Genomic DNA, 19,756 nt, shown 5'->3' on the forward strand with positions numbered 1-19,756 from the left:
TTATGTGCGTCCAGATCGCGCTATATAGGGTATTGGGATGCCAGTGGGTGAGGCAGAGGAGATGAAGATGGAATCAGCGGTCAAAACTGTCGAGTTCGACCAGCCGCTCATCGCCGGGGGCGCCATGGGCGCGACTTGCGGCGTCGGCCACGCGTGGGCGAAGGTGCCTGTCGCACCGTTGGCCGAGGAGCGCATTGCATTGAAAGCGCGGATTCGCTCGTTGCTGGCGCGCGAAAAAGCGGTGCTCGTCGCGCATTACTACGTCGATCCGGAGCTCCAGGAGCTCGCCGATGAGACCGGGGGTTGTGTTGCGGATTCGCTCGAGATGGCTCGCTTCGGGCGCGATCACGATGCACAAACGCTCGTCGTTGCCGGTGTGCGCTTCATGGGCGAAACGGCGAAGATCCTGAGTCCGAATAAACGCATCCTGATGCCCGATCTCGACGCGACATGCTCGCTCGACCTCGGTTGCCCGGGCGACGAATTCTCGGCGTTCTGCGACGCCCATCCCGATCGCACGGTGGTGGTGTACGCCAATACGAGCGCCGCGGTGAAGGCACGCGCCGACTGGATGGTGACCTCGTCCATCGGCCTCGAGATCGTCGCCGATCTGCATGCGCGCGGCGAAAAGATCCTGTGGGCGCCGGATCGGCATCTCGGCAGCTACATCCAGAAAAAGACCGGTGCGGACATGCTGCTGTGGCAAGGCTCGTGCCTTGTTCACGACGAATTCAAGGGCGTCGAGCTCGACTTGCTGCGCGCCGAATATCCGCATGCGAAGGTGCTCGTGCATCCGGAGTCGCCGGAAAGCGTGGTTGCACAGGCCGATGTCGTCGGGTCGACGACGCAGTTGATCGACGCCGCGCAGAAGCTCGACGCGACACACTTCATCGTCGCCACCGATCTCGGCATCCTGCACAAGATGCGGCTCGCGGCGCCCGGCAAGACGTTTATCGAAGCGCCGACGGCCGGTAACAGCGCGACCTGCAAGAGCTGCGCTCATTGTCCGTGGATGGCGATGAACGGTCTTGTGAATCTCGCCGAAGTGCTCGAGCGCGGGCATAAGGAAATCCATGTTGATCCGGCAATCGGCGAGCGTGCGCGTCTGCCGATCGATCGCATGCTCGACTTCGCCGCAGCGCGCAAGAAGCGCGTGCAGGCAAGTGGCGATCTCGCGCGCGATACAGCGTTGTTTGCGAATGTGGGGGCGGCGTAATGGGGGCTTCCGAGTTGGCGCCGATCGAAGCGGTGTCGCCGCTATTCGAAGAAATCCGCGCGCAATACGGCGTCGCGTTCGACGCGGCGCTCGCGCGCAACGTGACCGATGCGCTTGCCGAGGATGTCGGCAGTGGTGACCACACGGGACGCCTCGTTCCGGCTGGCGAATTGAGCAATGCGCGCATCATCGTCCGCGAAGAAGCGGTGCTGTGCGGCGTGTTGTGGTTCACCGAAGTGATGCGCCAGGTCGACCCGGCGATCACGGTGCGTTGGTGCTATCGCGAAGGCGACCTGATGGGCGCGAATACGCTGGTGTGCGAGCTGCGCGGTCCGTCGCGCTCGCTGCTGACGGCGGAGCGCAATGGGCTCAACTTCCTGCAGCTACTGTCGGGTGTGGCGAGCGCGACGCGCCGTTATGTCGAGGCGGTAGCCGGCACGCGTGCGCGTATCGTCGATACACGCAAGACGCTGCCGGGGCTGCGCCTCGCGCAGAAGTACGCGGTGCGCGTGGGTGGCGGTGCGAACCAGCGGCTCGCGCTGTACGACGGGATTCTGATCAAGGAAAACCATATCGCCGCAGCGGGGGGTGTCGGGCCGGCGATGGGCGCGGCCTTGGCGCTCGATGCAGGCGTGCCGATCCAGTGCGAAGTCGAGACGCTCGAGCAACTCGAGACGGCGCTGGCCCATCGCGCCGAGTCGATCTTGCTCGACAACTTCTCGTTCGACGCGATGCGCGACGCCGTTCGTCTGACGGCCGGGCGTGCGGTGCTCGAAGCGTCGGGTGGCGTCAATTTCGATACCGTTCGGACGATCGCCGAAACCGGTGTCGACCGCATCTCGATCGGCTCGCTGACGAAGGATGTGCGGGCTACCGATTATTCGATGCGTATCGTTTGACGTATTGCAGTTACGCATCGCAAGCCTCAACGCTCGAGGCTTGCGTCCCGAACCGCTCAAACGTTTCGATTGCGCACGTGTTCCGGCGACAGCACGGTCGGCAGCGCCTTCGGCAACGCGGTCGGCCAGTCGCGGCTGTAATGCAGTCCGCGGCTTTCCCGCCGCGACCTGGCGCTCTCGACGATCAGCGACGCCACGTCGACCAGGTTGCGCAATTCGAGCAGATCGCGGCTCACCTTGAAGTTCGCGTAGTACTCGTGGATCTCGTCGCGCAGCATGGCGATGCGGTGCTTGGCGCGTGCGAGCCGCTTGTCGGTGCGTACGATGCCGACGTAGTTCCACATAAGCCGCCGCAACTCGTCCCAGTTGTGCGCGACGACGACCTCTTCGTCCGGGTCCGACACGCGGCTCTCGTCCCAGTCCGGCAGTGGCGCGTGAGCCGCCGCGCTGAAGCCTTCTTTCTCGATCGCAGCAGCAGCCGAGCGGCCAATCACGAGACACTCGAGCAGCGAGTTGCTGGCGAGCCGGTTCGCGCCGTGCAATCCGGTGCACGACGTTTCGCCGACCGCATACAACCCGGCCAGGTCCGTGCGTCCTGCCAAATCGGTGACGACGCCGCCGCATGTGTAGTGCGCAGCGGGCACGACTGGGATCGGATCTTTGGTGATGTCGATGCCGAACTCGAGGCAGCGCGCGAGAATCGTCGGGAAGTGCTCGCGCAGGAACGCCTCGGGTTGGTGGCTGATGTCGAGATATACGCAGTCGATGCCGCGTTTCTTGATCTCGAAATCGATCGCGCGGGCGACGATGTCGCGTGGCGCAAGCTCGGCGCGCTCGTCGTGGCTTGGCATGAAGCGCGTGCCGTCGGGGAGCTTCAGAAGGCCGCCTTCGCCGCGTACGGCCTCGGAAATCAGGAACGACTTCGCGTACGGGTGGAACAGGCACGTCGGATGGAACTGGATGAACTCCATGTTCGACACGCGGCAGCCCGCGCGCCATGCCATCGCGATGCCGTCGCCGGTCGCGGTGTCGGGGTTGGTCGTGTACAGATAGACCTTGCCGGCGCCGCCGGTTGCCAGCACCGTGTGCGGGGCTTCGATCGTGACCGTGCGGCCGCTCGCCAGATCGAGCGCGTACAGCCCGTGGCAGCGGCGGCCCGGCAGGCCAAGCCGGTCGGAGGTGATGAGATCGATGGCGTAGTGATCTTCGAGCAGCGTGATGTTCGGATGCCGGCGCACGCGTTCGCTCAATGTCGCGACCACGGCGTGACCAGTCGCGTCGGCTGCATGGATGATGCGCCGATGGCTGTGGCCGCCTTCGCGCGTCAAGTGGAAGCCGAGCTCGGCCGCGTCGTCCTTCGTGAAGGGGACGCCTTGCTCGATCAGCCATTCGATCGCCGAGCGCCCGTTCTCGACGATAAAGCGCGTCGCCGCCTCGTCGCATAGGCCGCCGCCGGCAACCAAGGTGTCATCAACGTGGTTCTCGATGCTGTCAGCCGAGTCGAGCACGGCGGCAATGCCGCCTTGTGCCCAGTCGCTCGCACCTTCGGTCATCGATTTCTTGGCAATAACCGCGACGCGGCGCGTTTCCGCCAAATTCAGCGCGACCGATAGTCCAGCCAGCCCGCTCCCCACGATCACGACGTCGAAATTCATCGGTTGTCCCTCTAAGTCTCTTATCTACTCTTGAACCAGAGCCGCGCCGCAGCGTGCGTCGCGATAAACGAAAGAGGATACCCCGTTGCGAGGCGAGAGGGACGGCGCAAAAGCAAAAGCCCCGCGCAGAGGCGGGGCTTTTGTCGTCTTCAGGCTCGGAACCAGATTACTTGATCTTGGTTTCCTTGTACGCCACATGCTTGCGGGCGACGGGATCGAACTTCATGATCTCCATCTTTTCCGGCATGTTGCGCTTGTTCTTCGTCGTGGTGTAGAAGTGACCCGTACCTGCGGTCGACTCCAGCTTGATCTTGTCGCGTGCGCCTTTCGCCATGATTTACTCCTTAGGCTTCGCCGCGTGCGCGCAGGTCTGCGAGCACGGAGTCGATACCGTTCTTGTCGATCAGGCGCAGGCCGGCGTTCGAAACGCGCAGGCGCACCCAACGGTTTTCGCTTTCAACCCAGAAACGGCGGTTCTGCAGGTTCGGGAGAAAACGACGCTTGGTCTTGTTGTTCGCGTGGGAAACGTTGTTGCCGCTCATCGGCGCTTTCCCAGTTACTTGGCATACGCGTGCCATATGAGAGCACTCCTAAAACGCTTAAATTCGGGTTCGAGCCGGGAAGGTTGCTCTTCCTAGAAGAGCTGGCCTCACAGTGGTAGCTGCCACAGCTACGATTGAGACCCGAGCCGTTCTTTTAGGAATGGCCCTTCGCTGGCACTGAACAGGGTTGGAAACAGAGGCAGACGGCGATTCTAGCAGAAAAAGCTCAGAAAAATCAAACCCTATTTGCGGATGCCCGGCTGGCTGTTGCGGAAAGCCGGTATAGGGCGCCAAGGGCGGCAAGCGGGGCGGGCTTTACATCCATCCCGCCTGGGCGAACGAAAAAACCGTGTCGCTGCCGACAATCAGGTGGTCCATCAGCTGCACGTCGATCAGCGCAAGCGAGTCGCGCAGCACGCGCGTGAGCCGGCGATCGCTCGCGCTGGGCTTGACGGCTCCGGATGGGTGATTATGCGCGACGATGAGCCCGGCCGCGTTGAGCGTCAGCGCCCGGCGCACGATTTCGCGCGGATAGACGGCCATCCGGGTCAAGGAGCCGCGCGAGCTCTCCTCGGTATGGAGAAGTCGGTGCCGGGCGTCGAGAAACAGGCAGACGAACACCTCATGAGGCCGTGCGCCGATCAGAAGGCGCAGGTAGTCTTCGACGGCCCCGGGCGAATCGACGAGCGGCCGCTCGCGCGCTTTCTCCGCAAGTGCGCGGCGCGCCATTTCGACGACGGCCAGCAGCGTGGCGATCTTTGCCGGCCCGATGCCGCGCAATCCCTTGAAATCGGCTGGCGTCGCGTCCAGCATCGCGCGCAGCGAGCCGAACCGCGCCAGAAGTGAGCGCGCGACGTCGAAGACGTTGTGTCCCGGCAGGCCCGAACCAAGAAGCAGGACAATGAGCTCGGTGTCCGACAGGGCAGCGGGTCCGGCTTCGAGCAGGCGTTCGCGGGGCATGTCGCGCGCCGGCCAACCTTTTGGCCTGGACGGCTCGCACTGATCGTGCGCCGAATCCGGCGGTTCGGACAGGTAGGCGGCGAGCGGATCGGCAGGGTGCACGGCGCTGGAACTAACGGGCATCTGTTTTTCTCCGAGAGGCGTAGGCAGCGGGTAAGGTCTGCAATTCCGATAGGCGAGATGTTTAAGGGGCAGATCGGCGAGGCCCGATGGCCGGGGCTAAGTGCACCGGGAGGGCGCTTTTGCGCGATATGCTGTCTACGCTTGTCGCATTTATGTGGCTTACAATACGAAGCTTGTGCCTGGCGCAGTCGCGCCTGTGCGGGGCGCCAAAGCGCCCAAGCAACGCTTCCCTTTTTGTGCGCGCGAAACGCGCGCGGATTCAGCGAGCTATTTCATGAGCATCATCGATATTTCCGAAGTGAAACCGGGTTCGCACGTGACGCTTCACTACCGGCTTTCTCTCGCCGATGGCTCCGATGTCGTCAACACCTTCGGCGACAAGCCGGCTACGTTGCTGCTCGGCGCCGGTCAGCTCGCGCCGCCGCTGGAAGAAATTCTCGTTGGCATGAAGACCGGGCACCACTCGACCTTTCAGCTAAAGCCGGGCCAGGCGTTCGGTCTCCGCAATCCGGAATTGATCCAGCGCGTGTCGCTCGCCACGCTGCGCGAAAACGGCATGTTGGGTGAGGAATTCACGCCGGGCGATCTCATCGAGTTCAACGCCCCGAGCGGCGGCCGCTATGCGGGCGTGCTGAAGGAAGTGGGCGAAACGTCTGCGCTGTTCGACTTCAACCATCCGCTTGCCGGTCAAGCGCTGACGTTCGAAGTCAAAATCATCGGGATTCTGTAAACATGAGCTTCACGGACACCTCCCTGGCCGAAGCGGAAATTCTGCTCGCACAGCCGCGCGGTTTTTGCGCGGGCGTCGATCGCGCGATCGAGATCGTCGAGCGTGCGATCAAGCTGTTCGGCGCACCGATCTACGTGCGTCACGAGATCGTCCATAACGCGTACGTCGTCGAGGACTTGCGCAAGAAAGGCGCCGTATTCGTCGAGCAGCTCGACGAAGTGCCCGCAGGCAGTACGGTGATCTTCAGCGCGCACGGTGTTTCCAAGGCGGTGCGCGAGGAAGCGGAAGTGCGCGGGCTCCGCATTTACGATGCGACGTGCCCGCTCGTCACGAAGGTGCACATCGAAGTCGCGAAGATGCGCCAGGACGGCATGGACATCGTGATGATCGGCCACAAGGGGCACCCGGAGGTCGAGGGCACGATGGGCCAGACCGCGGAAGGCATGTATCTGGTCGAAAGTATCGAAGATGTGAACGCGCTCACGCTCGCCGATCCTGAGCGTGTGGCCTTCGTCACGCAAACCACGCTTTCCGTCGACGACGCATCCGAAATCATCGCTGCGCTCAAGGCGCGGTTTCCCGCGATTCGCGAGCCGAAGAAGCAGGACATTTGCTACGCGACGCAGAACCGCCAGGACGCCGTGAAATTCATGGCGCCGCAATGCGACGTGGTGATCGTCGTCGGCAGTCCGAATAGTTCGAATTCGAACCGTCTGCGCGAAGTTGCGGAAAAGCGCGGCATCCCGGCCTATATGGTGGATTCGCCGGACCAGATCGATCCCGCGTGGCTCGAAGGCAAGCGCCGCATCGGCGTGACGGCGGGCGCGTCCGCGCCGGAGGTGCTCGCGCAAGCCGTTATCACGCACTTGCGCGGTATGGGGGTGCGCAACGTGCGCGCGCTCGAGGGGATCGAGGAAAACATTTCGTTTCCGCTGCCACGGGGACTCGGTCTGCCCGCCTGATTTATTTTTAATTGGCTGATTAAAAAAGCGCGCCTTGAGCGCGCTTTTGTTTTTTATGTCGACCAGTGTTGGCGGTTTAACGCTGACTCCGGCCCCATGCAGCGCAAAATACAAATTACGCGGTTGCTATACAAATAAGCAAGGAGATTGCAACCTGGTTGCGCCGGCTCTAATTATGAGTCTCAAAAAAAGGTTGCAATGCAGGAAAACCCTGGCGAATTCTCAATATTGGCCGTCCCATAATTAGAGTTACAATGCGCCCGTTCTCAAGGCCACAAGGCCTTCTGACAATGGATTTAGCAAGGCGCAGGAGACCTTCTTAATGCAATTCCAGTTTGCTTACGCCGTGTCCACCGCGGCCGCGAACGCCAAGGCGGACGCAGCCAGCAAAAGGAACGACGGCGGGGCGAGCGTCGGCGAGTCGGTCGCGGCTGCGAACGATGCCACTCTTGTCGGCAGCGGCAAAAACGGGGGGCGATCAGGACCTGAGCTTGGACTGGGCGTAACGGCGTTGAAAGCGCGTTACGTCCAGACTGGTGAAGGCACTGATTACTGGGCATCGGACTTCAAGGCCATCCTTAAGAAGATCAAGAATATTCAGCCGGACGTGAGCATGTACGGTGGAATGAACCGAACGGGCGGACTGCTTGCAAAGCAGGTTCCGCTTGGCAACAGAGCAGCAAACCTTGGCGGCGACGGCGTGCGTGCCGCCAAGGCGGCCGAACTTGCGCTTCGCGCACAGGGACGCCGGACCTCGTCGAAAGCGGGTCTCCCGCCGACGTCGGGGAATACCGATGCGGGCTTCGCATTGCAGGACCAAGGGCAGTACGAAGACCGCTTCTGCACGCCGGCGCAGGTTGCCGCGCACTCCGCGTATGAAGTCATGCGCTCGGATGCCGACACACTGCAGCGCGCCGTTTCTATCGATGCGCCCAAGGTGCTGGTTGCGAAGCCGTCGGACCGTTTTCGGAACGGATCCGCCGGTGCTGTCGCATTCGACGACAAGGGTGATTTGAAAGAAGGCGCCATTACGGTTCACGACTTCAAGGACAGCGGTATCGCGGTCCTCGAAGCCGTGGGCATGTAGTGACGGAGCAAAACCTGACGGCACCGCGCACCCGACGGTGCCGTTTTTGCATCCGCCTTTAACGAGCCGGTCTTTGCATCACAAAGGCGCGACCCGTTGGAAGACGGCTAACCCTTACCGGTCTTTTACATCAGTACCCGCAGTGCCGTTGCGATTCCGTCACTCACCGCCTACCCGCTGGGGAGCAACGCGAATCCAGTCGCACGGGCTAAGGAGCTTTAAATGGATATCTTCATCCAGCAGATCATCAATGGTCTGGTGCTTGGCAGTGTCTACGCCATCATTGCACTGGGCTATACGATGGTGTACGGCATCTTGGGCATCATCAACTTCGCTCACGGCGACGTGTTGATGGTAGGCGCGATGGTGGCGCTTTCGTCCATCACTGTGCTGCAGAATCACTTCCCCGGTTTAGGTCATGTCCTGACGCTGCTTATCTCGCTGCTGATCGCGGCAGGGGTGTGTGCGTGCGTTGGCTACACGATCGAAAAAGTCGCCTACCGGCCGCTGCGCAAGGCGCCGCGTCTCGCCCCGCTGATCACCGCGATCGGCGTGTCGATTCTGCTGCAGACCGTCGCGATGATCATCTGGGGCCGCAATCCGCTGGCATTCCCGCAGCTGTTGCCGACCGATCCGATCAACGTGATCACGGCCGGTCCGAACAACCCGGGCGCTGTGATCTCGATGACTGAAATCATGATCATCGTGGTGGCCTTCGTGATGATGGGCGCGCTGCTGCTGCTCGTGCACAAGACCAAGCTCGGCCGCGCGATGCGCGCGATCGCGGAGAACCCGAATAACGCGAGCCTGATGGGCGTGAACCCGAACTTCGTGATCTCGGCGACCTTCATGATCGGCTCGGCGCTCGCGGCGCTGGCAGGCGTGATGATCGCGTCGGAATACGGCAACGCGCACTTCTACATGGGCTTCATTCCCGGCATGAAGGCGTTCACGGCGGCGGTGCTCGGCGGGATCGGCAACCTTGGCGGCGCGATGGTGGGCGGCGTGCTGCTCGGTCTCATCGAACAGCTCGGCGCGGGCTACATCGGCAACCTCACGGGCGGCGTGTTCGGCAGTAACTATCAGGACGTGTTCGCGTTCATCGTGCTGATCATCGTGCTGGTGTTCCGTCCGTCGGGCCTGTTGGGCGAACGTGTTGCGGATCGCGCGTAAGGGTAAGGAGCTACGAAAATGACTTCAATTCAACCGATCGAGCCGTCCACGACGCTGGTCCCTGAAAAGAACACGACGAAGACCACGATCGTCACCATTGTGACGGCGGTGTTCGTGATCGCGGCGCCGTTCATCATCGGCGCAGCCGGCGGCAACTACTGGGTGCGCGTGCTGGACTTCGCGATGCTGTATGTGATGCTCGCGCTGGGCCTGAACGTGGTGGTCGGCTTCGCCGGCCTGCTGGACTTGGGCTACATCGCGTTTTACGCGGTGGGCGCCTACACGGCGGCGCTGTTGACCTCGCCGCACCTGGCGACGCAGTTCGCGTGGATTGGCGCGATGTTCCCGGGTGGCTTCCACGCACCGTACTGGATCGTCGTGCCGCTCGCGATGTCGTTCGCAGCGGGGGCCGGTGTCCTGCTCGGCGCGCCGACCTTGCGTCTGCGCGGCGACTACCTCGCGATCGTGACCCTGGGCTTCGGGGAAATCGTGCGGATCTTCATGAACAACATGGATCGTCCGCTGAACATCACGAACGGCCCGCAGGGGATCACGGGGATCGATCCGGTGCACGTCGGGGGCTTCAGCCTGTCGCAGACCCACACGTTCCTCGGGATCACAGTCACGACCACGTACATGTACTACTACCTGTTCGTGCTGTGCGCGCTGCTCGTGGTCTGGACGTGTACGCGTCTGCAGCACTCGCGCATCGGCCGTGCATGGGCCGCGATCCGCGAAGACGAAATCGCCGCGAAAGCAATGGGCATCAACACCCGTAACGTGAAGCTGCTCGCATTCGCGATGGGCGCGTCGTTCGGCGGCCTGTCGGGCGCGATGTTCGCGGGCTTCCAGGGCTTCGTGTCGCCGGAATCGTTCACGTTCTGGGAATCGGTCGTGGTGCTCGCCTGCGTGGTGCTGGGCGGCATGGGCCACATCCCCGGCGTGATTCTCGGCGCCGTGCTGCTCGCGGTGTTCCCGGAATTCCTGCGCTCGACGATGGGTCCGCTGCAAAACGCGATCTTCGGTCATCAGATTGTCGATACCGAAGTGATCCGTCAGCTGCTGTACGGTCTGGCGATGGTGATCATCATGCTGTATCGCTCGGAAGGCCTGTGGCCGGCGGCGAAGCATGAGGACAAGATCGCGAAACTGGCCAAGCGTGCCAGCAAGAAACCGGTGCGTGCATAACGGACGGCGAGGAGAAATTCAATGAGCAAAATTCGTTTGTCCGTCAAGGGCGTGAACAAGCGCTTCGGCGGCCTCCAGGCGCTGTCGGACGTGGGTCTTCAAATCGAAGAAGGCCAGATTTATGGGTTGATCGGCCCGAACGGCGCCGGCAAGACGACGTTCTTCAACGTGATCACGGGGCTGTACACGCCCGATTCGGGCGAGTTCAAGCTCGACGGCACCGACTACACGCCGACGGCGGTGTACCAGGTCGCGAAGGCGGGCATTGCCCGCACGTTCCAGAACATTCGCCTGTTCGGCGGCATGACCGCGCTCGAGAACGTGATGGTGGGGCGCCATGTGCGCACCAAGCATGGTCTCTTCGGTGCGGTGTTCCAGACGCCGGCCGAGCGCCAGGAAGAGCGTGAAATCAAGGAACGCGCGCTCGAGCTGCTCGAGTACGTGGGCGTGCTGCAATACGCGGACTACACGTCGCGCAACCTGTCGTACGGTCACCAGCGCCGTCTGGAAATCGCGCGTGCGCTCGCGACCGATCCGAAGCTGCTCGCGCTCGACGAGCCGGCAGCCGGCATGAACGCAACCGAGAAGGTCGAGCTCACGAAGCTGCTCGACAAGATCCGTTCGGACGGCAAGACGATTCTCTTGATCGAGCACGATGTGAAGCTCGTGATGGGATTGTGCAACCGGATGACGGTGCTCGATTACGGCAAGGTGATCGCCGAAGGTCTGCCGCACGACGTGCAGCGCGACCCGAAGGTGATCGAGGCTTACCTCGGTGCGGGGGTCCACTAATGGCTACAGTTCTGAAAATCAAGGGCCTGCAGGTCAACTACGGCGGCATCCAGGCGGTCAAGGGCGTCGACATGGAAGTCCAGCAGGGCGAGCTCGTCACGCTGATCGGCGCGAACGGCGCCGGCAAGACGACGACCATGAAGGCGATCACGGGCCTGAAGCCCTATTCGGCAGGCGACATCGAGTACATGGGCCAGTCGATCAAGGGCGTCCCGGCGCATGAGCTGCTCAAGCGCGGTCTGGCGATGGTGCCGGAAGGGCGCGGGATCTTCGCGCGCATGTCGATCGTCGAAAACATGCAGATGGGCGCGTACTTGCGCAACGACACCGACGGCATCAAGAAGGACGTCGACCGCATGTTCGGCTTCTTCCCGCGCCTGAAGGAACGCGCGGCGCAGTATGCAGGCACGCTCTCGGGCGGCGAGCAGCAGATGCTGGCGATGGCGCGCGCGATTCTCTCCAAGCCGAAGCTGTTGTTGCTCGATGAGCCGTCGATGGGTCTCTCGCCGATCATGGTCGAGAAGATCTTCGAAGTGGTGCGCGAGATCTCGAAGGAGGGCATCACGGTGCTGCTCGTCGAGCAGAACGCGCGGCTCGCGTTGCAGGCTGCGAATCGCGGCTACGTGATGGACTCGGGCACGGTGACGATGTCCGGCGACGCGAAGCAGATGCTTGACGACCCGAAGGTGCGCGCGGCGTATCTCGGCGAGTAAGCCTCCGAAGCAAAAAACGCGGTGCTTGCGCGAAGAGCGCAAGCACCGCGTTTTGTTTTACCCGTTGTTCACAAAAACTAGTCTAAACAAGGAAGTTCAGTCGTGAAAGTTAGCGCTTTGAAGCATTCCGCAGTAGCAGCATTGGCATTGTTCGCAGTGTGCAACGTCGCCTCGGCCGACACGGTCGTCAAGATCGGCCACGTCGCGCCGCTGACCGGTGGCTCCGCCCAGCAAGGCAAGGACAACGAAAACGGCGCGCGTCTCGCCATCGAGGAGATCAACGCGAAGGGCCTCGTGATCAACGGCCAGAAGGTCACGCTCGAACTCGATCCGCAGGACGACGCGGGCGACCCGCGCACGGCGACGCAAGTTGCGCAGAAGCTCGTCGACGACAAGGTCGCCGCCGTGGTCGGCCACGAGACCTCGGGCACGTCGATCCCGGCTTCGAAGATCTACAGCGATGCGGGCATCGTGCAGATCTCGCCGTCGGCGACCAATCCGACCTACACGCTGCAAGGCTTCAAGACGACGTACCGCGTCGTTGCGACCGACGCGCAGCAAGGCCCGGCGCTCGCGAACTACGCGGCGAAGGTCATGAAGGTGAAGACGGTCGCGGTCGTCGACGATTCGACTTCGTATGGCCAGGGTCTCGCCAACGAGTTCGAGAAGAACGCGAAGGCGCTCGGCTTGAACGTCGTGTCGCATGACGCCACGAACGACAAGGCCGTGGATTTCCGCGCGATTCTGACGAAGATCAAGGGCGAAAACCCGGACGCGATCATGTACGGCGGCATGGACGCCACCGGCGGCCCGTTCGCGAAGCAAGCGAAGCAGCTCGGCATGCGCTTGAAGATCCTCGCGGGCGACGGCGTCTGCACGAGCAGCATCGCGGCGCTCGCAGGCAACGGCACCGACAACATCGTCTGCTCGGAAGCTGGCATGGGCCTCGAGAAGATGGACGGCGGCGCCGCATTCGAAGCCAAGTACGAGAAGCGCTTCGGCCAGCACATCCAGCTCTACGCGCCGTACACGTATGACGCGGTGTACATCATCGTCGACGCGATGAAGCGCGCGAAGTCGACCGATGCGGCGAAGATCGTCGCCGCGATGCCGGCCACCGACTACAAGGGCGTGATCGGCGAAACGACGTTCGATGCGAAGGGCGACCTGAAGCACGGCGTGATCTCGCTCTACGGCTACAAGGACGGCAAGAAGTCGCTGCTCGACGTCGTCAAGATGTAATGACGGGCGGCACCGGCGGCGCGCAGTGCTGTAGTGCGCCGCCGGAGCGGGCCATGCATGAAAAAAGGGTTCTTCGCGGATGAGTGCGAAGAACCCTTTTTGCTTTAGCAAGGACAACGAGGCAGCGCTTCGCGCTGCGTGTGCAAGCTCAATCCACTTCGAGAATCTCGCGTCCGTTGAGCGGCTGCACCGGACGCTGGTTATGGTCGTAGAACTTGCGCATCGCCTCCAATTGCGCGCGGCTGATCGTCACCGGCTCTTTCAGCTCGATCCAGGTGACGCCTTCGCTGCACGGCGGGGTCGTGAGCGAGCCGGAATAGGTGTAGTAGCCCGAAGCCGTCTTCGGCAGCAGACCGGCCGGGTTGATCATGAGCGCGTCGTCGGTCTTTTCGTCGCCGGCTTGCTCGGGAATGTCGTCGAGCAGTGCGCCGAGCACTGGGTTCGGCTTGTCGCCGACGACGAACTGCACGGCCACCACAAGGAGCTTGCCGTTCGCATCGGCATGGACGAGGTGCATGTCCATCGGCGATGCGCGTCCGGCGAATCGTTCTTCGCCCGGCGAGTGGAAGTGGAACTGGACCAGTTGGTAGCGCGTGTCGCCGAGCGTGACCGAGTCCTTGCCCGGCTGAGCCGCGAATTGAATCGCGTGGCCCGTGTTCAGCAGATGCACGGGCATCGGCTCGTACGAAAACTGGATACGCGGCGTGTCGGCCGGCGCTTTCTTGGCCGAGCGGATGTCGATCGGCGATTCCGCCCTGCCGGCTTCGCAGGTCTGGAACGCTTTGTTGATCTCCGCCCAATGCGCGGGGCCTTCCGTACCGTCGTAGCTCCAGTGCGGCGCGCTGCCCGGTGTGCGGATATGGGCGTGCAAGGTGCCTTCGGCTTGCACGCCGGAGGCCAGGCACGCGACTGCCAAGGCCAAAACTGCCTTTCTCATCTTGATACTCCTCATCGGTCGGTTATGAAAAACGGGGCCGATTTTATGTAGGCGTTCGATTTGGCCGTCTCATTAAGTCGGCGGCCGAACGACGAGGAGTACGCGGTTAATTGGGCAGGGCAGAAGTCTCGAGTCGCTTGCCGAGGCTTACGACGGCATCAGTGCGATAGCCGATCGCCTCATAGAAGCCTTGGATATCGCTCTTGGCGCTCAGCACCTGCAGGTTCACTTTGAGGCAGCCGAGCGCCGCGAGCGCCTGCTCCGCATGAGCGACGAGCGCCCGCCCGAAGCCGAGCCGGCGCGCATCCGGCACGACGGCAAGCGAATACAGCCAGCCGCGGTGTCCGTCGTAGCCGGCCATCACGGTGCCGACGACGCGCCCGTCATGAAGCGCGACGAAGAACAGCTCCGGCTGCATCGCGAGCTTGTTGGCGATCGACACACGCGGGTCGCGGTGCGGCCTCGACGGATCGCCATACTCGGGAAACGCCTCTAGCCACAGCTCGAGCACGGCGTCGGTATCGGTCGAGGTGTCGAACGGGCGGATCGACAGGGCAGGGGATTTCGTCATACGCGAGCCGCCCGATCAAAGGGAGTCGAGCACGGTGCGCAGCATCGCCATCATTTGGTCGATCTCGTCGCGGCTCACGTTCAGCGCGGGCATGAAGCGCAGCAGATTCGGGCGCGCCGCGTTGAGCAGCACGCCGTCCGGCTGCATCAGGCGCGCCTTTTCGACGATCTGCGGGCCGATGCCCTTGCCGAGCAGCAGCGCGCGCAACAGGCCCTCGCCGCGCTCGCCCTCGAAGCCGCGTTCCTTCGACAATTCGAGCAAGTGCGCCCTCAGGTATTCGCCGCGCTCGCGCACGCCTTCGAGAAAGCCCGGCGCGAGAAGCTGCGAGATCACCGAATAGCCGACGGCCGTCATCAACGGATTGCCGTTGTAGGTGCCGCCCTGATCGCCCGCCTCGAACACGGCGATCTCGGCTTTCGACAGCATGGCCGCGAGCGGCACGCCGCCGCCGATGCCCTTGCCGAGCGTCATGATGTCCGGCTCGATGCCTGACAGTTCATACGCAAAGAGCGTCCCGGCGCGGCCGCACCCGCTTTGCACTTCGTCGACGATCAAGAGCACGTTGTGGCGCTTCGTCAGTTCGCGCAGCTGCTGCATGAATTCGCGCGTGGCCGGAATCACGCCGCCTTCACCCTGGATCGGTTCGAGCATCACGGCGACGGTCTTCTCGCTGATGAGCTTCTCGACCGACGCGATGTCGTTCAGGTCCGCCTTCGGAAAGCCCGGCACTTGCGGCGCGTAGATCGTGTCCCAGCCGGGCTTGCCGCTCGCGGACATGGTCGCGAGCGTGCGGCCGTGGAAGCTATGGTCGAACGTGATGATCTCGTAGGCGCCGTGCTTGAATTTCTTGCCCCACTTGCGCGCGAGCTTGATCGCACCTTCGTTCGCTTCGGCGCCGCTGTTCGCGAAGAAGACCTTGTCGAAGACGCTGTTTTGCGTGAGGAGCCCCGCGAGTTTCGCCATCGGCTCGTTGTAGAACGCGGGCGATGGGTTGATGAGCAGCCGCGCCTGCTTCTCGAGCGCTTCGATCATCCCTTCGTTGCAGTGGCCGAGACTGTTGACCGCCCAGCCTTGGATGAAATCGAGGTAGCGCTTGCCCTCGTTGTCATAGATCCACGAGCCCTTGCCGTGCGTGAACACGATTTCGGGGCGATTCGTGATGTACATCAGCGACTGCGTCGGGTACTCGGTGAATTGCATGGCGGCGGGCTCCAGGAGGTGCGAAAGAAACAGACGAAAATGCAGAGCTTTGCATGGGACCTGAGTAAGCGCTGAAGCGCTAACTCAGGTCGACACGAAAAAAAAGCCACGGATTTCCGTGGCTTTTCATGTTTCAACCGATTGGCGCTTGCGGTATTGCTGCAAGGCGCGAACCCATGACTAGCCGACGGCTTCCCAGGCGGGCAGCGCGCGTCGGCGTCGGAGTTCGGTTTGGATGCGGTTCATGCGCGACAGAATACGGTATCGAGACAGCCGATGTAAACCATTAAACCGCGCATCACACCGCGTTCGCGAGATCGGCCTCGCTCGTGAACGAGTCCGCGTAGAACTCGTCGTCCGGCAGGCTGTGATGGCTCGTGAAGTCGCGCTGCGCCGATTCGACCATGACCGGTGCGCCGCAGGCGTACACCTGATAGTTCGACAAGTCTGGCAGATCCTCGATGACGGCGCGATGAACGAAGCCCGTGCGGCCCGTCCAGGCGTCGCCCGCGTCCGGCTCGGACAGCACCGGCACGAACTTGAAGTGCGGGTGGTCTTTCGCCCATTGCTCGGCGAGCTCCAGCAGGTACAGGTCTTTCTTGCGGCGCGCGCCCCAGTAGAGCGTCATCGGGCGGTCGATGTTCTTGAAGAGCGCGTGCTCGACGATCGCCTTGATCGGCGCGAAGCCGGTGCCCGAGGCGAGCAGGATGATCGGCTTGTCGGAGTCTTCGCGCAGGAAGAACGTGCCGAGCGGGCCTTCGAAGCGCAGGATGTCGCGCTCCTTCATCGTGTTGAAGACGTGGTCGGTGAAGACGCCGCCCGCCATGTGGCGGATGTGCAGCTCGATCGGGCCTTCCTGGTGCGGGGCGCTCGCCATCGAGTAGCTGCGGCGCTTGCCATCCTTGAGGATGAACTCGACGTATTGACCGGCCAGATATTGCAGGCGTTCGTTGGCCGGCAACTGGAGCTTGAGCAGCATGACGTCGTCGGCCTTGCGCTCGAGCGCGTTCACGCGGCACGGCAGCTTCTTCACTTGCACGTCGCCGACGCCCGCCACTTCGCGCACGTCGACTTCCAGATCGCAGTTCGCGGTCGCACAGCACAGCAGCGCCATGCCGCGCGTCTTCTCATCGTTCGACAGCGCAGACGACGAGTGCGCGCGCTGCTCGATTTCGCCCGCCACGATCGTGCCCTTGCACGAGCCGCAGGCGCCGTTCTTGCAGCCGTACGGGAGTCCGACGCCTTGGCGCAAGGCGGCGGTCAGGATGGGTTCGTCGGGTTCGACTTGAAACTGCCGGCCGCTTTGCCGGAGGGTTACGTTGTATGCCATAGCTCCATCGAAACGAAGAATACGAAACCGGTGGACATCGCGGGCGACCGCTACAATGCGTCCACTATGAATGCGACACGAATTTTGCGCCGGCCGCGTGTGCTGATCGTCGGATGCGGCGATGTCGGCATGCGCTGCGCGGAACGTCTGCGCGCTCGCGCGCGGATCGTTGCGCTCACGAGCCACCGTGAGCGGGTGGCCGAGCTGCGTGCCGCGGGCGTGACGCCGATCGTCGGCGATCTCGACGTGCCGCGCAGCCTGTGGCGCTTGAGGGCCATCGCGCCGACCGTCCTGCATCTCGCGCCGCCGCAAAAGACCGGCTGCGACGATCGCCGCACGCGTGCGCTGATCGCTGCCCTCTCGGCGCCGCGGCGCCTTCGGCCCGCTTTTCAGGGCATTGCTGCGACCGGGCGCCTTCGTGCCTTGCGCGCGCAATACGCCGGAATTTCCGCCAGCGAAACAGCCGGTATTGTACCCGACGGACCTTTCTCGGCCGTGCGGCGAGGGGCTCGCGTTCGCGTGGTTTACGCGAGCACGACAGGGGTCTACGGAGATTGTGGCGGTGCGCTGATCGACGAGACGCGACCGGTTAGTCCCGCTAACGAGCGGGCCAAGCGCCGGGTGTCGGCGGAACAGCAGTTGCGGCGGGTGAGCGCGCGCGGCTCGCTGGCGGCAAGCATCGTGCGGATCCCCGGGATTTACGCGCGCAACCGGCTGCCGCTGCTTCGGCTGGAAAAGGGCACGCCGGCGCTCGTCGCCGAGGACGACGTCTACACGAACCACATCCACGCCGACGACCTCGCGGCGATCTTGCTGCGGGCGGCAACGCACGCGCTGGTGGCGCGCGTGATTCACGCGTCGGACGATAGCGCGCTGAAGATGGGTGAATATTTCGACGCGGTGGCGAATGCGTTCGGGCTGGCGCGTGCGCCGCGCATTACGCGCGAGGCCGCTGAGCAGCAGCTCGAACCGATGCTGCTGTCGTTCATGCGCGAATCGCGGCGTCTCTCGAATGTGCGGCTCAAGCGCGAGCTGCGCTATCGGCTGACCTATCCGAGCGTCGAGGATTTTCTGCGGACGGTGCGCTGACGGCGGGCACCGGGCTAGGGTGGCGCGGCTCGCTTCGCTTATTGCGAACTCTCTAGGCGCGCGTCAGGTAATCGCCGGCAGCGCTTCGATCAGGATGAAACACAACAGCGCGCCGATCAACGCCCCGATCAAATTCGGGTGGTATTTGCGCTTCATGTGCATGGTCGTGAGCAGGGCGCCGATGATGATCGCGCCCAATGCGGCGAACGCAAGCACCAGGTACGAGATTTCGAACGTGTCGCTGATCGCCATGATGTGTCTCCCTTGCAATATTTTGTAATAAGTGGCTTAAGGCGAGTATAGAGCGCTTTGGGGCTCGCATCATGCTGCGGCGCGGCGGGTAAAACCCTTAGGTGTTGGTCAGCGCACAAACGGGCAAAATGGGCTGATTTGCGCGGCTTGGCGCCCGGCGCAAAACGCTTTTGGCGCGGCTAGCCGGCGCGTAATGCCTGCAAATCGGCCTCGTCGAGCCACTGCCATTTGCCGGGTTCGAGCGCCGCGGGCAGCGCGAGTCCACCGACCCGCTCCCGATGCAGCGCTTCGCAGCGATTGCCGATCGCGGCGACCATGCGTTTCACCTGATGATATTTCCCTTCCAGCACGGTCAGTTCGAGCAGCTGCTCGTCGCGCGCGTGCGCGGCGACGGCGGCGATCGGCTTGGTTTCGCCGTGCAGCAGCACGCCGTCGCGAAGCGCCGCGAGTTGGGCGTCGTCGAGCGGATGCTTGGTCGTTGCCACGTAGACCTTCGGCACCTTGCGCTTGGGTGAGGTGTAGGTGTGGACGAACTTGCCGTCGTCGGAGAGGAGCAGGAGGCCCGTCGTGTCCTGATCGAGCCGGCCGACGCATTGCACGCCGCGCGTCGCGAACTGCGCGGGGAGCAGGCTGAATACGCTCAGGTGATGCTGCGGTTCGCGTGAGCACTCGTAGCCGGCAGGCTTGTTCAGCAGAATGTACGCGTGCTCGCGATAGCGCCATGGGGCGCCGTCGACTTCGAACGTCAGGGCGTCGATATCGAACTGTGCGTCGGGATCGGTGCAGAGCGTGCCGTTCACGGCGACGCGCGCATCCGCGATGATTGCGCGGCATTGGCGGCGCGCGCCGAAACCTTGAGTGAAGAGAACGCTTTCGAGATCCATGCGCGCGGCGGGAACGGTAGGAGGATGCGGAAACCGCCCGCATTCTACCAAGCACGCCGCGCGCGGCCTTTAGCGCGTTTGCGGGCGGTGCGGGCTAATTACTGCACGCTCGCGCGCCGCTCGACAAAGCGCCGCACGTACTCGTCGGCGGGACGATGGACGATGTCGTCGGGCGTGCCGACTTGCACGAGCTGACCGTCCTTGAGGATCG

21 protein-coding genes are annotated in these 19,756 nt (G+C 63.0%); 11 read left to right on the forward strand and 10 right to left on the reverse strand.

All coding sequences use genetic code 11. The features are described from left to right. Positions 1-67 precede the first annotated feature (67 nt). Complete coding sequence (gene nadA / locus AAHK20_RS25080) at positions 68-1,216, forward strand: quinolinate synthase NadA (RefSeq protein ID WP_449184199.1); 1,149 nt, start codon at positions 68-70, stop codon at positions 1,214-1,216. Next, a complete protein-coding gene (nadC, locus tag AAHK20_RS25085; RefSeq protein ID WP_449184200.1) occupies positions 1,216-2,115 on the forward strand; it encodes a carboxylating nicotinate-nucleotide diphosphorylase in 900 nt (299 codons plus the stop codon). The genes nadA and nadC overlap by 1 nt, the downstream gene beginning before the upstream one ends. Positions 2,116-2,171: 56 nt before the next feature. On the opposite strand, the gene nadB is transcribed toward nadC, so the two are convergent. The 4 genes from nadB to radC form a co-directional block, all read right to left on the reverse strand. Then, on the reverse strand, positions 2,172-3,770 hold the full coding sequence (nadB, locus tag AAHK20_RS25090) for an L-aspartate oxidase (protein ID WP_449184201.1): 1,599 nt from the start codon (positions 3,768-3,770) through the stop codon (positions 2,172-2,174). Positions 3,771-3,936: 166 nt separating this feature from the next. Further along, positions 3,937-4,104 carry a 50S ribosomal protein L33 gene (gene rpmG / locus AAHK20_RS25095; RefSeq protein WP_004185395.1) on the reverse strand — a complete coding sequence of 56 codons (168 nt, stop codon included), beginning with the start codon at positions 4,102-4,104 and terminating at the stop codon, positions 3,937-3,939. Positions 4,105-4,114: 10 nt separating this feature from the next. Then, a complete protein-coding gene (gene rpmB / locus AAHK20_RS25100; protein ID WP_004186391.1) occupies positions 4,115-4,348 on the reverse strand; it encodes a 50S ribosomal protein L28 in 234 nt (77 codons plus the stop codon). A 279-nt stretch (positions 4,349-4,627) separates the two neighbouring features. Further along, the gene (radC, locus tag AAHK20_RS25105; protein ID WP_449184202.1) at positions 4,628-5,395 is read right to left on the reverse strand and encodes a RadC family protein; all 768 of its coding nucleotides are present in this window, start codon (positions 5,393-5,395) and stop codon (positions 4,628-4,630) included. A 274-nt stretch (positions 5,396-5,669) separates the two neighbouring features. Here radC and AAHK20_RS25110 point away from each other — a divergent pair, with 274 nt between their 5' ends. The 8 genes from AAHK20_RS25110 (at position 5,670) to AAHK20_RS25145 (ending at position 13,282) form a co-directional block, all read left to right on the forward strand. Then, positions 5,670-6,125, forward strand: coding sequence for an FKBP-type peptidyl-prolyl cis-trans isomerase (locus AAHK20_RS25110; protein WP_449184203.1), 456 nt, complete (start codon positions 5,670-5,672; stop codon positions 6,123-6,125). A gap of 2 nt (positions 6,126-6,127) precedes the next feature. Further along, entirely contained in the window at positions 6,128-7,087 is a 960-nt protein-coding gene (gene ispH, locus AAHK20_RS25115) for a 4-hydroxy-3-methylbut-2-enyl diphosphate reductase (protein ID WP_449184204.1), read from the forward strand. A 322-nt stretch (positions 7,088-7,409) separates the two neighbouring features. Next, positions 7,410-8,174, forward strand: coding sequence for a type 1 periplasmic-binding domain-containing protein (locus AAHK20_RS25120; RefSeq protein ID WP_449184205.1), 765 nt, complete (start codon positions 7,410-7,412; stop codon positions 8,172-8,174). A gap of 222 nt (positions 8,175-8,396) precedes the next feature. After that, entirely contained in the window at positions 8,397-9,347 is a 951-nt protein-coding gene (locus AAHK20_RS25125; protein WP_449184206.1) for a branched-chain amino acid ABC transporter permease, read from the forward strand. A gap of 18 nt (positions 9,348-9,365) precedes the next feature. Then, positions 9,366-10,535: an ABC transporter permease subunit gene (locus AAHK20_RS25130; protein ID WP_449184207.1), complete on the forward strand. Its 1,170-nt coding sequence runs from the start codon at positions 9,366-9,368 to the stop codon at positions 10,533-10,535. A gap of 21 nt (positions 10,536-10,556) precedes the next feature. Then, on the forward strand, positions 10,557-11,327 hold the full coding sequence (locus AAHK20_RS25135; protein ID WP_449184208.1) for an ABC transporter ATP-binding protein: 771 nt from the start codon (positions 10,557-10,559) through the stop codon (positions 11,325-11,327). Next, positions 11,327-12,040, forward strand: a complete 714-nt coding sequence (locus AAHK20_RS25140; RefSeq protein WP_449184209.1) for an ABC transporter ATP-binding protein — start codon at positions 11,327-11,329, stop codon at positions 12,038-12,040. Before AAHK20_RS25135 ends, AAHK20_RS25140 begins: the two co-directional genes overlap by 1 nt. Positions 12,041-12,157: 117 nt before the next feature. Next, a complete protein-coding gene (locus AAHK20_RS25145; RefSeq protein ID WP_449184223.1) occupies positions 12,158-13,282 on the forward strand; it encodes a branched-chain amino acid ABC transporter substrate-binding protein in 1,125 nt (374 codons plus the stop codon). A gap of 148 nt (positions 13,283-13,430) precedes the next feature. On the opposite strand, the gene AAHK20_RS25150 is transcribed toward AAHK20_RS25145, so the two are convergent. From AAHK20_RS25150 to AAHK20_RS25165, 4 genes are all read right to left on the reverse strand, one after another. Further along, entirely contained in the window at positions 13,431-14,219 is a 789-nt protein-coding gene (locus AAHK20_RS25150) for a carbonic anhydrase (RefSeq protein ID WP_449184210.1), read from the reverse strand. A 106-nt stretch (positions 14,220-14,325) separates the two neighbouring features. Next, entirely contained in the window at positions 14,326-14,790 is a 465-nt protein-coding gene (locus AAHK20_RS25155) for a GNAT family acetyltransferase (RefSeq protein WP_449184211.1), read from the reverse strand. A 15-nt stretch (positions 14,791-14,805) separates the two neighbouring features. After that, a complete protein-coding gene (locus AAHK20_RS25160) occupies positions 14,806-15,990 on the reverse strand; it encodes an acetylornithine transaminase (RefSeq protein ID WP_449184212.1) in 1,185 nt (394 codons plus the stop codon). Positions 15,991-16,288: 298 nt separating this feature from the next. Next, positions 16,289-17,320 (reverse strand): CDP-6-deoxy-delta-3,4-glucoseen reductase, encoded by a 1,032-nt coding sequence (locus AAHK20_RS25165; protein ID WP_449184213.1) that lies wholly within the window; start codon positions 17,318-17,320, stop codon positions 16,289-16,291. A gap of 66 nt (positions 17,321-17,386) precedes the next feature. Here AAHK20_RS25165 and AAHK20_RS25170 point away from each other — a divergent pair, with 66 nt between their 5' ends. Further along, positions 17,387-18,409, forward strand: a complete 1,023-nt coding sequence (locus AAHK20_RS25170; protein WP_449184214.1) for an NAD-dependent epimerase/dehydratase family protein — start codon at positions 17,387-17,389, stop codon at positions 18,407-18,409. A gap of 63 nt (positions 18,410-18,472) precedes the next feature. Here the strand turns inward: AAHK20_RS25170 and AAHK20_RS25175 are convergent, their stop codons facing one another. Next, positions 18,473-18,661 carry a hypothetical protein gene (locus AAHK20_RS25175; RefSeq protein ID WP_449184215.1) on the reverse strand — a complete coding sequence of 63 codons (189 nt, stop codon included), beginning with the start codon at positions 18,659-18,661 and terminating at the stop codon, positions 18,473-18,475. A gap of 179 nt (positions 18,662-18,840) precedes the next feature. Beyond that, a complete protein-coding gene (locus AAHK20_RS25180; protein WP_449184216.1) occupies positions 18,841-19,545 on the reverse strand; it encodes a pseudouridine synthase in 705 nt (234 codons plus the stop codon). Positions 19,546-19,756 lie beyond the last annotated feature (211 nt).

This window comes from Trinickia camelliae (assembly GCF_053525655.1).